This is a genomic window from uncultured Clostridium sp. (assembly GCF_947039605.1).
GTDB lineage: Bacteria > Bacillota > Clostridia > Clostridiales > Clostridiaceae > Sarcina.
In genome coordinates, this window is sequence record NZ_CAMQZG010000011.1 from 52,639 (window position 1) to 67,642 (window position 15,004).

The 15,004-nt window shown below is 30.5% G+C and carries 13 protein-coding genes; all 13 read right to left on the reverse strand.

Annotated elements, in window-relative coordinates; genetic code table 11:
- The 13 genes from spoIIGA to Q0V24_RS05890 all read right to left on the reverse strand — a co-directional run bounded on the left by spoIIGA (position 1) and on the right by Q0V24_RS05890 (position 15,004).
- Entirely contained in the window at positions 1–807 is an 807-nt protein-coding gene (gene spoIIGA, locus Q0V24_RS05830) for a sigma-E processing peptidase SpoIIGA (protein ID WP_297519520.1), read from the reverse strand.
- A 199-nt stretch (positions 808–1,006) separates the two neighbouring features.
- Positions 1,007–2,128, reverse strand: a complete 1,122-nt coding sequence (gene ftsZ, locus Q0V24_RS05835; RefSeq protein WP_297519522.1) for a cell division protein FtsZ — start codon at positions 2,126–2,128, stop codon at positions 1,007–1,009.
- A 13-nt stretch (positions 2,129–2,141) separates the two neighbouring features.
- Complete coding sequence (locus Q0V24_RS05840; protein WP_297519524.1) at positions 2,142–3,395, reverse strand: cell division FtsA domain-containing protein; 1,254 nt, start codon at positions 3,393–3,395, stop codon at positions 2,142–2,144.
- A 57-nt stretch (positions 3,396–3,452) separates the two neighbouring features.
- Positions 3,453–4,505, reverse strand: a complete 1,053-nt coding sequence (locus tag Q0V24_RS05845) for a type IV pilus twitching motility protein PilT (protein WP_297519526.1) — start codon at positions 4,503–4,505, stop codon at positions 3,453–3,455.
- A gap of 181 nt (positions 4,506–4,686) precedes the next feature.
- Positions 4,687–5,385: an RNA polymerase sporulation sigma factor SigK gene (gene sigK, locus Q0V24_RS05850; protein ID WP_297519528.1), complete on the reverse strand. Its 699-nt coding sequence runs from the start codon at positions 5,383–5,385 to the stop codon at positions 4,687–4,689.
- Positions 5,386–5,456: 71 nt separating this feature from the next.
- Positions 5,457–7,103: a penicillin-binding transpeptidase domain-containing protein gene (locus Q0V24_RS05855; RefSeq protein ID WP_297519530.1), complete on the reverse strand. Its 1,647-nt coding sequence runs from the start codon at positions 7,101–7,103 to the stop codon at positions 5,457–5,459.
- Between the two features lie 51 nt (positions 7,104–7,154).
- The gene (udk, locus tag Q0V24_RS05860; RefSeq protein ID WP_297519532.1) at positions 7,155–7,775 is read right to left on the reverse strand and encodes a uridine kinase; all 621 of its coding nucleotides are present in this window, start codon (positions 7,773–7,775) and stop codon (positions 7,155–7,157) included.
- Positions 7,776–7,778: 3 nt separating this feature from the next.
- Positions 7,779–9,041, reverse strand: a complete 1,263-nt coding sequence (locus Q0V24_RS05865; RefSeq protein ID WP_297519534.1) for a U32 family peptidase — start codon at positions 9,039–9,041, stop codon at positions 7,779–7,781.
- Positions 9,041–9,691, reverse strand: a complete 651-nt coding sequence (locus tag Q0V24_RS05870) for an O-methyltransferase (protein WP_297519536.1) — start codon at positions 9,689–9,691, stop codon at positions 9,041–9,043. The genes Q0V24_RS05865 and Q0V24_RS05870 overlap by 1 nt, the downstream gene beginning before the upstream one ends.
- A gap of 21 nt (positions 9,692–9,712) precedes the next feature.
- The gene (gene mltG / locus Q0V24_RS05875) at positions 9,713–10,768 is read right to left on the reverse strand and encodes an endolytic transglycosylase MltG (RefSeq protein ID WP_297519538.1); all 1,056 of its coding nucleotides are present in this window, start codon (positions 10,766–10,768) and stop codon (positions 9,713–9,715) included.
- A gap of 85 nt (positions 10,769–10,853) precedes the next feature.
- On the reverse strand, positions 10,854–12,671 hold the full coding sequence (gene typA / locus Q0V24_RS05880; RefSeq protein ID WP_297519541.1) for a translational GTPase TypA: 1,818 nt from the start codon (positions 12,669–12,671) through the stop codon (positions 10,854–10,856).
- A 149-nt stretch (positions 12,672–12,820) separates the two neighbouring features.
- Complete coding sequence (locus Q0V24_RS05885; protein WP_297519543.1) at positions 12,821–14,488, reverse strand: ribonuclease J; 1,668 nt, start codon at positions 14,486–14,488, stop codon at positions 12,821–12,823.
- Between the two features lie 66 nt (positions 14,489–14,554).
- Positions 14,555–15,004, reverse strand: coding sequence for a Fur family transcriptional regulator (locus Q0V24_RS05890; RefSeq protein ID WP_297519545.1), 450 nt, complete (start codon positions 15,002–15,004; stop codon positions 14,555–14,557).

Here is a 15,004-nt window from a genome sequence, read left to right on the forward strand (position 1 = left end):
CTATAGTACTGCTCTTGATAGTAGAGCATTAAAATCTCCCTCTGAACTCAACCTTGTATCACAAAAAGCTATTATTGCTTCTATAACCCTTGGTTGACTATCACTATTATTTATTTTCACCTGCGAAACTTTTATTCCTTTCATCCTACTACTTGTACCATCAACTAGCTTATATGGTATATAAAAAGCTTCCTCTTCTCTTATATTAATATTCGGTGCTATTTTTCTTTCTAAAATTATAACTGGTAACATTGTAACCGGCTCTGTCAATTCATTTCCGGTATCTAAAAAGCCTTTTACATTAAATAAATTTTCTCCTAAGTAAAATTCTAAATCATAAATAAAATTGCTTACTATAGCTCTATTCTTAAAATATAAATAAACTCGATAAGCAACCACATATAAAATCATTGAGGAAAAAAGCAAATTTTTACTTGAGTAATTTTTTATCGTGAAAACACCTTGTATATTGTATGGATTTTCTGCCATTGCAAATATAAAGCAAAAACCTGAAAAAGCAATTGAACCCAAGAAAAATATTCCCGAAACTTTTATGACTGAAAATATATTTTTATCTCTTAAAATTATCTTAACCATTATAAAAACCATTAATATTTTAAAGATAATATTTGTAAATATCTCAAGAGATTCAAAAAATACTGTCAAAGTATACAAACTTCCAAGAACACTTGATAAAACCACCATTCTATACTTAAATTTATAACTTGATAATTGCATAGTAATTGTCATTAAAAAAAAATTTATCAAAAAATTTTCTAGCAGTAATACATCTAAGTATACAATCATAGTACCAACTCCCTGTTTTTATTATAGAACTTCAAGACTCAAAAGTTTGTCATAATAAATCTATTTAAAAAAATTTATTGTGCTATTTTTTGCTATTTTATCCTTTAAAATCTACTTATAGCTCATCATTTTCAGTCTTTTATAAAAAAAAGAGTGAAAAAAAAAAGAGCCTTTCTTTCGAAAGACTCTTTTAGATCAATTAAGATCTTCTATTTCTTCTTAAAAAAGCTGGGATACTTAAATCATCATCCTCTGCTTTTTCTTCTTTTACTTCTGCTTTTCTTGTCACAACTATCTCTTCTACAGTTTCTTTAACGATAGGTTGTTCTAATTTTTCAGCTTTTTTAGCTGCCGCAAGTTTATTAGTTTCTTTATCAAAGCCTGTTGCAATAACAGTTATTCTGATATTTTCTTTTAAAGATTCATCAATTGCAGTACCAAATATTATGTTAGCATCTGGATCTGCTGATTCTTGAACTATCTCTGAAGCTTCATTTATTTCAAATAAACTTAAATCTGGTCCACCAGTAATGTTTATAAGCACTCCTGTAGCACCTGTTATGGATGTTTCTAGTAATGGTGAGCTAATAGCCTCTTCTGCTGCATCTTTAGCTCTTGTGTCTCCTGTTCCTTTACCAATACCCATATGAGCAAGCCCCTTATCAACCATAACTGATCTTACATCTGCAAAATCAAGGTTAATAAGACCAGGATTTGTGATAAGGTCTGATATACCTTGTACACCTTGTCTTAACACATCATCAGCTTTTTTGAATGAATCTAATAGTGTTGTTTTCTTATCAACCATTGTTAGAAGTCTTTCATTTGGTATTGTCACTAAAGTATCTACTTTAGCTTTTAAATTTTCTATTCCCATTTCGGCATGTTTCATTCTTCTTCTACCTTCAAACGGGAAAGGCTTTGTCACTATACCAACAGTTAAAACTCCCATTGATTTAGCAACCTCTGCTACTACAGGAGCAGCTCCTGTTCCTGTTCCACCACCCATTCCTGCTGTGATGAAAACCATATCTGCCCCTTTAATTGATTCTGTGATTTCTTCTAAACTCTCTTCTGCTGCTTTTTTCCCAATTTCAGGGTCTGCTCCAGCTCCAAGTCCTTTAGTTAGCTTATCACCTATTTGTATCTTATGTGTAGCATGTGAAAGCATTAACGCCTGTTTATCAGTATTAATAGCTATGAACTCAACATCTTTGAGTCCTTCCATTATCATTCTGTTAACCGCGTTGCTTCCTCCTCCTCCACAACCAATTACTTTTATATTAGTAAAATCTTGCATATCTACATCAAAATCTAACAAAACAATTCCTCCTTTAAAAAATATCCCCTAAAAATCCCAATACTTTTGATAATCCTTTTTTCTTTACTATCTTAACTTCATCAAATGACTCTTCTTCAACTTCTTTTACATAAGTTTCTCTTTTAAAACTCACTTCAACCTCATTAGAATCATCACCTAATAATTTTACCCTATCATACACCTCTTTAACAATAGCAATCGGCGTAATTATTGAAGATTTTTCAATATTTAACTCGTTTTTTGTAAAAACATTTACTTTTTTTTGTAAAATATCCTCGATTAATAAGTTTATTTTTTCAAATGAACCTATCCCATCGCCAAGAATAGTTATATTCTCTATTTTATCATAAACACCTGAATATTCTAACTCTTTTTTTACATAATTAAGAATTTCCTCAAATCTAGCATTTATTATATCATAAAACAAATCTGCCTCTACATAATCTTCTAAAACTTCTATTTTTGCAAAATCATTTCTAAATGTTGAATAAGAAGAACTGTTTTTCTTTTTAATAACTTCCATCACTTCTTCACTATAAGTTGTTACTATTGACAAATCTTTTGTTATGTTAACTCCACCAAGTGGAATATAACCAATATTAGCCACTCTTCCATCTTCAAAATAAATAAATTCAGTTTTTTCGCCACCAAAATCAATTATGAGATTGTTTGCATTATTATTATCGACTAAAAATATTTGTTTTAAAGACTCTACCCCTAGTAAAAAGCCATTAATTTCACAACCTATTCTTGTAAACATACTTTTAACATCATCTATAAAATCTTTTTTAGCTATAATAACATCTAAATCAATTTCTAATGAAGATGATTCAATACCCATTGGTGATTCTAAAATTTCATTATTATTAACTCTCACTTTTCTTATTATAGCATCAACTATGTATTCATCATTTTCAGAATTTATATTTTTACCATTTATATAAGCCTTTTTCACTTCTTTTTGTGTTAAAATAGTGTTTTTATATTCTGATAAATATACACCAGTATTTTTGACAATTCTAATATTTTCTGTTCCAAGTGAAATATAAACAGAAGGTATTTTTTCAAAGTTCATTTTTGAAAGTTCTTCTAAAACTTCAACCACCGATTCTATAGCTAAATCAACTTTTGCTATTTTGCCCTTGCTTATGCCTTTTGAAGGTCTTACAATAGTATCAAGTATTGTAAATTCACCCTCATTATCATTTGCTATGGCAGCACTAATATTCTTACTACCAATGCTTAAGGCAACTATTTTTTCTGCCATGTTTGTTACCTCCATAATAAAACTATATACTAGAGGAAAACCTCTAGCATACTTTTTTTAATATAATATCATTCTGCTTAGCATATCCCTATCTACTGAGAAACTCATAGCTGTATCTGATGTAATAAGTCTCTTCTTATATAGTTCTGCTAACGCCATATCCATAGTCTTCATACCATACTTACTTCCAGTTTGTACTGAAGATTCTATTTGATGTGTCTTACCTTCTCTGATAAGGTTCTGTATCGCTGGTGTTGAGATCATAACTTCAAGTGCTGCTGTTCTACTCCCTTCAGTTGTTGGAAGTAATTGCTGTGACACTATACCTTGTAAAACTGTTGATAACTGAACTTTTATCTGTTGTTGTTGGTGCGGTGGGAATACATCTATTATTCTATCTATAGTCTTAGAAGCACCTATTGTATGAAGTGTTGAAAATACTAAGTGACCAGTTTCAGCAGCTGTAATAGCTATTGATATAGTCTCAAGGTCTCTCATTTCTCCTACTAAGATAATATCTGGATCTTCTCTTAAAACAGATTTTAAAGCTCTCTCATAACTAACTGTATCTTTTCCAACTTCTCTTTGATTTACAATACATTTATTGTGTTTATGAAGATACTCTATTGGATCTTCTAAAGTAATAATATGTGCATCTCTTGTCATATTTATTTCATTAATCATAGCTGCAAGAGTTGTTGATTTACCACTTCCTGTAGGACCTGTTACTAAAACTAATCCTCTTTTTTTCATAGTTAAATCTTTTAAAATTTGTGGGTGATTAAGCTCATCAAGTGTAGGTATTTTAAGTGTAATAACCCTTATAGCAAGTGCTGTACTACTTCTTTGCTTAAATATGTTAACCCTGAATCTCCCTGTCCCTTGAGCTGAATATGATGTATCATACTCCCCTGACTTTTCATAATCATCATATCTTTCTTCTAAAATTTGCTTTGCAAACTCTTCTGTATCACCAGGTTTTAAAATTTCTTGGCCTATTTTTCTTAATGATCCGTTAATTCTTATAGCTGGCTGCATACCTACTGTTAAGTGTAAATCTGATGCCTTTTCCTCTATAGTTAATTTTAATAATTCATTTAAATCAAACATTTAAACCCTCCAAAATCCTTAATTTTATAATACCCCTTAAATAAAAAGTTGCTTACTCTTAATCAAGAATAAGCAACTTTTATACTATTAATTCCATAGTCTATTAAACTTATTCTACACTAAATTATAAACTATAAATAAATTAAATGCTAGAACTTTTAGGGGAATTATATCCTTAAAACTATTTTTGAGAATTAAATTCTTTAAATAATTTTTTTAAAGCTTTTTTTTCAATTCTTGAAACATATGATCTCGATATTCCAAGTATTAATGCAATTTCTCTTTGAGTCTTTACATCTCCATCTATAAGTCCATATCTCATCTCTAATATTTCTTTTTCTCTATCACTTAAAACAAGTTTCATCTTATTATATAGAGCCTTAACCTGTAGACTATTCTCTACAGCCTCTACAACTGAATCTTCTCCACTACTAAGTACATCAATAAGGCATATTTCATTTCCTTCTTTATCTACACCAATAGGGTCTTGAAGATAAACCTCACCTTTAGTTTTTTTAGTATTTCTAAATAACATTAATATCTCATTCTCTATGCATCTAGCTGCATATGTAGCAAGTCTTGTCCCCTTGCCTGTATTAAATGATTCTATTGCCTTTATAAGGCCAACTGTACCTATTGATATTAGGTCATCTACCTCTTTATTAGGAAAAGAATACTTTTTTACTATGTGTGCAACAAGCCTCAAATTTCTTTCTATTAAAATCCCTTTAGCTTCGACGCTTCCCTCTTTAAACTCATTTAAGTAAAATGCTTCCTCCTTTTCATTAAGTGGTTTTGGAAAGGTTGTATTTCCTGTAACATACCCTGTAAAAAAAATGTTACTACTAATTATATTTACTATATGCTGCAATATAAACACTTATAAATCCTCCTAATAATGCTTGTTATATTATATGCCTTATAAGTGTTAAAATTTCTTAATTGTTAAAATTATTTTTTTAATAATTCTAAAACTATTTCTTTAAATATTGGTGTAGCTGTATTTCCCCCACCAAGTTCCTGCCCAGCTTCACCTTTCCCGTCTATGTTAGGTACAAAAACAACCATGTTATAATACTCATCATCCATTTTAAAATAACCTAAAAACCATCCATGTGATGAATTACCTACTGATTCTGTTGTTCCTGTCTTTCCACCAATTTCAACGCCTTCTATTTGCGCCTCTTTCCCAGTTCCATTATTCACACAATCTATAAGTAAATTTTTTATAATATTTGCATCAAATTCATCTAATACTTTAGATTGTTCACCTGAAAATTTTTTAATTTCTTTACCATCTTGATTTTTCACTTCTTTCATAAGAAAAGGTTCTATATAAAACCCACCATTTACAATAGTTGATAAACTTGCAACTACCTGTATTGGAGTTGATTGTGCACCTTGCCCTATAGGAAAATTACCTTGTGACTCAGCAATATTTGCAATTGCCCCTGTACTCTCCATCCCTGTGCTCAAATCTAAGTTTAATACACTAGTAAAATACCCTTGCTCTTTTGCATATTCTACCAATAAATTATAATCTACCTCAGCACCAAGTTCTGCAAATATATCATTGCATGAAACTTCCATAGCTTTTTGTAAATTTATTTTCCCATGAACATTGAACTCCTTACAAATTTTTCCTTTACACTCATACATATCGCTTAATGTAACATTATTGTATTTCATTGCTGCTCCAAGTGTAACGACCTTAAATGTTGATCCCGGCTCGTAGCCAACTACACCACCACCAGTTACCAAATTTGGTGCTAACTCATCTTTTTGTGCTATTGATAGAACTTCTCCTGTACTAGACTTAACAAGAGCAACACCTATATTTTCATGAATTGAATACTCTTCTCTATTCAATACTTCTCTTATAGCCTCCTGATAATCTTTATCTATAGTAAGTCCAATGTTATTGTTATCAGGATTTACTTCATATTTTACTTCACTATATATCCCATCTATATCTTTTTCAAACATTATACTAGTTGCTTCATTATCTTTTGTATAATTTAAAATTTCACCCTCTAAAGAATCTGCACTTTTCAAATAATTATCTTCTTGTTTTTGGGGATTATAAGCTTTATCTTTCATTAAAATACTTTCAATACTCCAATTGTTAATATTAGTTTTTTCATCATATTGATAAGCATACATTCCCTTTACACCCTTTAATTGCCCTACCTTCTTATAAGTTTCTTCTGAAATCTCATAAGTATATCTTATGTTTCCTGAGCTGGTTATTTTATTTACATCAAATTCTTTTACTGCTTCTTCCATAATATAATTAAAACTTATAAAATTCTCTAAATTTTGATTCATACTATTCATTTTAAATGTATCACCATCAATTATAATTTTATATTTTCTTGTATAATTATTTAAATCTTTACCATTTCTGTCTAAAAGCAAATATTTATAATCTCCTACTTCTTCTTTTTCAATACTATTATTGTATTCTGTACCTGTTACAACAGGATTATATTTATTTTGAATATAATAAACTCTAAAAATTAAAATAACTAATAGAGTTACCATTATAAATTTCACCTTTTTAATTCTATCTTTTAAAATATATTCTTTACTAAACAAAAAAACACCCCTTTTAGCTACATACTAGCCAAAAGAGGTATTTTTTATTCATTATTTATCAATTACTTGTTTAATTTTAGCAACCATTATATCTATTGCAACCTTATTTCTTCCACCTTCTGGAATAATAATATCTGCATATTTTTTTGTTGGTTCTGTAAACTGATTGTGCATAGGTTTAACAACATTTAAGTACTGGTTTATTACTGATTCTATTGTTCTACCTCTTTCGTTTATATCTCTAACCATTCTTCTTATAATTCTGACATCAGCATCTGTATCAACATAAATTTTTATATCTAATAGTTCTCTAATTCTTGGATCTTCTAAAACTAGAATTCCTTCAACTATTATAATTTCTTTAGTTTCTACATTTACCTTTTCAACACTTCTGTTGTGATTCGTGAAGTCATAAACAGGCTTTTCTATGTCTTTTCCTTCTAATAAATCTGATAAGTGTTTAACTAAAAGATCATTATCAAAAGCATTCGGATGATCATAATTAGTTTTACATCTATCCTCTGGTGTTAAATGACTTTGATCCTTATAGTAAGAATCTTGCTCCATCATAGCTATACATTCTTCACTAAACTTTGCATATATTTCTTTTGCAATAGTACTTTTTCCAGATCCTGTTCCACCTGTAATCCCTATTAGTATCGGTCTAGTCATCTTTTATTTGCCTCCTTGGTTAGTCATCACCATAAGTGGTTTTACTTTTTTATTTGTAACAAGCATATCATCTTTTTTAAGTTTTTTATCTGTTTTTACAGTAAAAATCATTGTTGCTTTGTTCGCAACATCTATTTTATTGCCACCTTCATCATGCATATCTTCAAGTGTAAATGCAAAATAATCTGCTCCTGGAGTTAATACTTCAACTTCCTCACCTTCAAATATTCTATTTTTTTGAAGAATTGTAGCAATTTGTGTTTCTTCATCATAGTTTTGAACAACACCAACAATATCAAAATCTCTTACATATGATGTTGTATCAAAAATTTCTGTATTATTCTTTCTACCAAAATAAAAACCTTTTTCATATTGTCTATGACTTATTCTCATAAGAATTTCTTTGTGTTTTGGATCTAATACATAATTTTCTTTATCCTCAAAGTAAGCATCAACAGCTTCTCTATACGCCTTAACTATAGAAGCAACATAGAACTCACTCTTCATTCTTCCTTCTATTTTAAATGAATTTATTCCACTCTCAACAAGTTCTGGAATATGGTCAATCATACATAAATCTTTTGCATTCATTATATATGTCCCATCTTCATCTTCAACTATTGGATATAATTCACCAGGTCTTGTTTCTTCCATTATGTAGTATTTATATCTACAAGCATTTGAACAAGCTCCTCTATTCGCATCTCTTCCTAACATATAGTTAGAAATAAGACATCTACCTGAGTATGCAATACACATTGAACCATGTATAAATGCTTCAAGTTCACAATCTTCTGGTAAGTTTTCTTTATAACCTTCTATTTCTTTAAAACTAAGTTCTCTTGCAAGAACTATTCTTTTAATTCCTTGCTTATACCAAAACTCAGCTGCTTTCCAGTTTACATTATTTGCTTGTGTACTTAAATGTATTTCTAGACTTGGTACAACTTCTTGCGCAATTGCAATTATACCAGGGTCTCCTGCAATTATTGCATCTATTCCAACATCTACAAGAGCTTTAAGATACTCTGGCGCTCCTTTAAGATTACCATTTCTAGCAAAAATATTCATTACAACATAAACTTTTTTACCTCTTTCATGTGCATATTTAACCCCTTCTGCAATTTGTTCATTTGAAAAGTTATCAGAAAAAGCTCTAAGATTAAACTGATTTCCGCCTAAATAAACAGCATCTGCACCGTAGTCAATAGCTGTCTTTAATTTACTTAAATTACCTGCTGGTGCAAGTATTTCTGGTTTTTTCATTATAAATTCCTCCTCTTAGTTATAGCGATTCCATCTCCCATCGGAATAATAGTAGTTATAAGATTATCTGAATTTGAAACCATCTCAAGATAAGATCTCATTCTTCTAACAATCGTAATTTGTCTTCTCTTAACTAAGTCATCAGAAGCAATCATACCTCTAAACAGTACATTATCTGCTATTAGTACGCCATCTTTTTCAAGTAATCTAAGGCAATGAGGTAAGAAATGATTGTAATGTCCCTTACCTGCATCCATAAATATCATGTCATATTTTTCTTCTAATTGTTCAAGGTGTTCTAAACAGTCTCCTGATAAAACCTCTATTTTATCTTCAAGACCAAATTTTCTTATATTTTCTTTTGCATAAGAAATCATTTTCTCATCTCTTTCAATACTAGTAATAAAACAGTCTCCCTGCATAGTTTTATTCATAAGTATTGAAGAATAACCAATGGCGGTGCCAAGTTCTAGAATTCTTTTTGGCTTTTGCATTGCAACCATAAATTCTAAAAACTTACCACCCTCCTTTTGGATTATAGGAACAATATTTTCTTTTGCAAATTCTTCTAAATCTTTAAGTTCATCATCTCTATCTGGAATTAAACCTCTAAGGTAATTTTCCATATATCCAAAAGTTACTCCACTCACTGATTAAACTCCTTTAATCTTTTACTTTTCTTTTTGTTGTTCTGCTATATATTTACTATATTTCTCTGCCGCTACACTGAACTCTGCATAACTTTTTGTAAAGAAATGTTGATCACTACCTGGATTTAAAACATAGTAAAGATAATCAGTTTTAGCTGGTTTTAAAGCTGCTTCTAATGCATCTACACCAGGGCTACAAATAGCTCCTATTGGTAATCCTGGGACTTTATATGTGTTATATGGTGAATCTATCTCTAGATATTTATTATAGACTACAGATTTATGTTCGCCCATTGCATATAAAACTGTTGCATCTAATTGAAGTGGCATATGAATTGCAAGTCTATTATAAATAACAGATGCAACCTTTGCTCTATCTTCTTTAGTGCTAGCCTCACCCTCTATCATTGAAGCTATAGTAACATATTTTTGATATTGATCTTCATTAATTTTAACTCCTGCTTCCTGTTGTGCTATTAGCATCTCTTTTTGGAATTGATTTAACATCATAGATATTATGTCATCTGCAGTAGCTGTTTTAGGAATATTATAAGTATCAGGATATAAGAATCCTTCTAAATTATATCTTCTTTCTGAACTCGGTTTAATATAACTTGGTAATGGATAATTTTTAACAGCATCTATAAATACACTAGCCTTCATTATACCTTGGTCTTGTAATCTATCTGCCATTTTTTGAATTGTAAATCCTTCTGGAAAAGTAATTTTATATGTTGCTACTTCACCTTTTACAAGCATATTTACAAATCCATCTAAGTTTATATTTCCTGGTATTTCATAATCTCCTGGTTTAATATCTGTCTCTGAAGGATTTAACTTTAAATATACCTTAGTTAAAAATGAATTCTTTATAATCCCCTTAGCCTCTAATTGGTCTAAAACAGTATATAAATATTCCCCTTTTTGCACATTAATGTCTAAAACTTTATCAGTCGTGCTAAATGGACTTTTCTTATTCTCTGTATACTTAAAAGTAAAAACTCCAAGTATAGCGATTATTATAACCACTATTAAAATTATTGCCAAAGTGATTTTTGATTTAAATCCCTTATTCATAGAATTCCCCCTATTATATAGTAAATAGCCAAAAAATCATTTGGCTATTCCTATATATTATAATGTTTTTCTATAAATTAATAAACTATTTTCTTGAAGATCTTTTTCTTTCATTAGAATCAAGAATTCTTTTTCTTATTCTAACACTTTCTGGTGTTACTTCTACTAATTCATCATTAGCTATAAATTCTAAACATTGCTCAAGAGACATTTCTCTGTGAGGAACAAGTTTTAAAGCATCATCTGCTCCTGATGATCTTGTATTTGTAAGTTGTTTCTTTCTACACACGTTAATTTCTAAATCTTCTGCTCTAGCACATTCTCCACAAACCATACCTGCATAAACGTCTGTTGCTGCACCCATGAATAGTGTTCCTCTGTCTTGAGCGTTATATAATCCGTAAGCAACAGCTGTTCCTGATTCAAATACAACTAATGAACCTCTGCTTCTTCCTGGCATTTCACCTTTAACTTTTTCATATCCATCAAATACGTGGTTCATGATACCATTACCTTTTGTATCTGTCATGAATTCGTTTCTGAATCCTATAAGACCTCTTGCAGGAATTTTGAACTCAAGTCTTGAGTATCCATTAACTGCTGATGTCATGTTTACCATTTCACCTTTTCTTGGTCCTAATTTTTCCATTATAGGTCCCATGAACTCTTCTGGAACATCTATTGTTAAGTATTCCATCGGCTCAACTTTAACTCCATTTTCTTCTTTGAAGATAACGTTTGGTTTTGAAACTTGAAGTTCAAATCCTTCTCTTCTCATTGTTTCTATAAGTATTGATAAGTGAAGTTCTCCTCTACCACTTACTTCGAAACACTCAGGAGTAAGTTCTTTAACTCTTAAACTTACGTTAGTTTCAAGTTCTTTCATTAATCTATCTCTTAAATGTCTTGATGTAATGAATTTACCTTCTTTACCAGCAAATGGTGAATTATTAACCATAAAGTTCATGTTTAATGTAGGCTCGTCTATTTTAACAAATGGTAGTGCTTCTGGTGTTCCTGCATCTGCTATTGTTTCACCTATGTTTACATCATTTATACCACTTATAGCAACTATGTCACCAATTGTAGCTTCTTCAACTTCTTCTCTTTTAAGACCATTGTATCCAAATATACTTGATATTTTGAATTTAACAACTTCTCCATTTTCTCTTACAACTGCAGCTTGTTGGTTTCTTGTAGCTGTTCCTCTTTCGATTCTACCAATAGCTATTTTTCCAACGTATTCACTTGAATCAAGAGTTGTTACAAGCATTTGAAGTGGAGCTTCTTTATCTCCAACTGGTGCTGGTACATGTGCAACTATTAAGTCAAATAAATCTTTCATATTATCTTTTGGTGTTTCTAATTCATTTGTACATACACCATTTCTAGCTGAAGCATATATGATAGGGAAGTCTAACTGATCATCAGCCGCTCCAAGTTCTAAGAATAACTCAAATACCTCATCAATAACTATTTCTGGTCTAGCATCTGATTTATCAATTTTATTGATAACTACCATTGGACATAATCCAAGTTCTAATGCTTTTCTTAAAACGAATTTAGTTTGTGGCATTGGTCCTTCATATGAATCAACTACTAATACAACACTATCAACCATTTTAAGTACACGTTCAACTTCTCCACCGAAATCTGCGTGTCCTGGTGTATCTATTATGTTTATTTTAGTATCGTTATATTGAACTGATGTGTTTTTTGAAAGGATTGTTATACCTCTCTCTTTTTCTAGGTCATTTGAGTCCATAACTCTTTCTTCTACTTTCTCATTTGCTCTAAATGTATTACTTTGTCTTAATAGCGCATCAACTAATGTCGTTTTACCGTGGTCAACGTGGGCTATAATAGCTATGTTTCTTATATCTTCTCTTACAAAATTACTCATTATTATTCCTCCAAACTTTTAGTCCATTTTATTGCATAAAAAATTGGATACTTATGTCAGTATCCAATTCTCTTTCTCAATATAGAATTCTAATGGTTTAGATTTAAATTGTCAACCATTAAAATTTTATATTTGAGATTATTGAAATATTATATTTCCATAATTATAGGTAATATCATTGGTCTTCTCTTAGTCTTCTCATATAAATACGCTTTTAAGACGTCTCTAATAGTTGACTTAATTGTTGCCCAATCTTTTATATTATTTGCTTCACAATTTGCTAAAGCATCTCTTACAACATTTTTAGCTTTCCCCATAAGATCTTCAGATTCTCTTACATAAACAAATCCTCTTGATATTATGTCTGGGCCTGATGCCACATATCCGCCTGCTTTATCCATTGTTACAACAACAACAACTATACCATCTTGTGATAAATGTCTTCTATCTCGTAAAACGATATTTCCAACATCTCCAACACCTAAACCATCAACAAATACTTGACCTGATGGTACTGTACCTGCTTTTTTAATAGAATCTCTACTTACTTCTATGATATCTCCATTTTCAATAATTAGAGTATTCTCCTCTGGCATTCCTAATTCATGTGATAATTGTGCATGTCTCTTTAAGTGTCTAAATTCTCCATGAATTGGTACAAAGAACTTAGGCTTAACTAAACATTGCATTAATTTCAATTCTTCTTGACAAGCGTGTCCTGATACATGTATACCCTCTGACGCTTGATAAATAACTTCAGCACCTTTTTTAGTTAACTGGTTAATTACTTTAGATACTAATTTTTCATTACCTGGTATTGGTGTTGCTGAAAGAACAACTGTATCACCTGGTATAATATTAAGTTTTCTATGCTCTGAAGCTGCCATTCTAGCTAATGCTGACATTGGCTCTCCTTGGCTTCCTGTTGTGATAATTGCAATTTGATCACTTGGAATTTTATTCATAGCCTCAATATTAACAAGTGTACCTTGTTGAACCTTTAGATATCCTAGCTCAACTGCTACTTGCATAATATTTTCCATACTTCTTCCAGATACTGCAACTTTTCTTCCGTGTTTTTCTGCTGATTCTATTATTTGTTGAACTCTATGAACATTTGATGCAAATGTAGCTGTTATAACTCTTCCTTTTGCATTTCCAAATATTCTATCTAGGTTTGCTCCAACAGTTTTCTCTGATGGTGTGTATCCTGGTTTGTTTACATTTGTTGAATCAGCTAATAATGCTAAAACACCTTTTTTTCCTAGTTCTGCAAATCTTCCAAAATCCATTCTTTCACCATCAATTGGTGTATACTCTACTTTAAAATCTCCTGTATGAAGTATAACCCCCATTGGTGTGTGTACAGCAATAGCAACTGAGTCAGCTATACTGTGGTTTGTTTTAACAAATTCTACTGATGATGAGTTTAATTTTATAATATCTCTTGGTTTAACTGTAATTAACTCTGTAGAACTTAATAATCCGTGCTCTCTTAATTTAGTTTCTAAAATACCTAAAGTAAGCTTTGTACCATATATTGGAACATTTAACTGTTTCAATACATATGGTATTGCTCCGATGTGGTCCTCATGCCCATGAGTAAGGAATATCCCCCTTACTTTTTCAGCATTTTTTACAAGATAAGAAACATCTGGAATAACTATATCTATTCCATACATATCATCATCTGGGAATTTTAATCCACAGTCAATAACAACTATATCATCTTTAAATTCAATAGCAGTTATATTTTTTCCTATCTCATTAATACCACCTAAAGGTATTATTCTTGCCTTTAGTTTTTCACGTTTCATAATTCTCCTCCTTCTAAAATTTTCATAATTTTATATAAAAAATTTTTATCTTTATGATAAAATTGTTTATTTTCTACAACTTTGGCATAAGCCAAAAAACTTAACAGAATGGTCTTCAATTTTAAATCCATATTTCTGTTCTACTTCATTTTCTAATTCTTCTAGTAAGTCATCTTCAACTTCTGATACACTGCCACATGAATTGCAAACTAGATGATGATGTCTATGATTTTCATTTTCATTAGCAAGTTCATACCTACTACATCCATCATTTAAATCTAACTTGTATATTACACCCATTTCTTCTAAAAGTAAAATAGTTCTATATACCGTTGCAAGTCCTATTTCAGGACAGTTTATTTTTACTTGATCGTAAATTTCCTCAGCTGTTAAGTGTTTTTTCTCACTTTCCATTATTATATCTACTATAGCTCTTCTCTGTGGAGTAAGCTTGTAGCCCTTACTCTTAAATTGTTCTTTAAGAGTTTTATAATCTTTAGCAGTTAGTTGCGTCAT

Bases quoted from the DNA above. Each gene is read 5' to 3' on its own strand.
- spoIIGA (WP_297519520.1), bottom strand. From the start codon at position 807: ATGATTGTATACTTAGATGTATTACTGCTAGAAAATTTTTTGATAAAT.
- Q0V24_RS05840 (WP_297519524.1), bottom strand. From the start codon at position 3,395: ATGGCAGAAAAAATAGTTGCCTTAAGCATTGGTAGTAAGAATATTAGT.
- Q0V24_RS05845 (WP_297519526.1), bottom strand. From the start codon at position 4,505: ATGTTTGATTTAAATGAATTATTAAAATTAACTATAGAGGAAAAGGCA.
- udk (WP_297519532.1), bottom strand. From the start codon at position 7,775: ATGACTAGACCGATACTAATAGGGATTACAGGTGGAACAGGATCTGGA.
- Q0V24_RS05865 (WP_297519534.1), bottom strand. From the start codon at position 9,041: ATGAAAAAACCAGAAATACTTGCACCAGCAGGTAATTTAAGTAAATTA.
- mltG (WP_297519538.1), bottom strand. From the start codon at position 10,768: ATGAATAAGGGATTTAAATCAAAAATCACTTTGGCAATAATTTTAATA.
- typA (WP_297519541.1), bottom strand. From the start codon at position 12,671: ATGAGTAATTTTGTAAGAGAAGATATAAGAAACATAGCTATTATAGCC.
- Q0V24_RS05885 (WP_297519543.1), bottom strand. From the start codon at position 14,488: ATGAAACGTGAAAAACTAAAGGCAAGAATAATACCTTTAGGTGGTATT.
- Q0V24_RS05890 (WP_297519545.1), bottom strand. From the start codon at position 15,004: ATGACGCAACTAACTGCTAAAGATTATAAAACTCTTAAAGAACAATTT.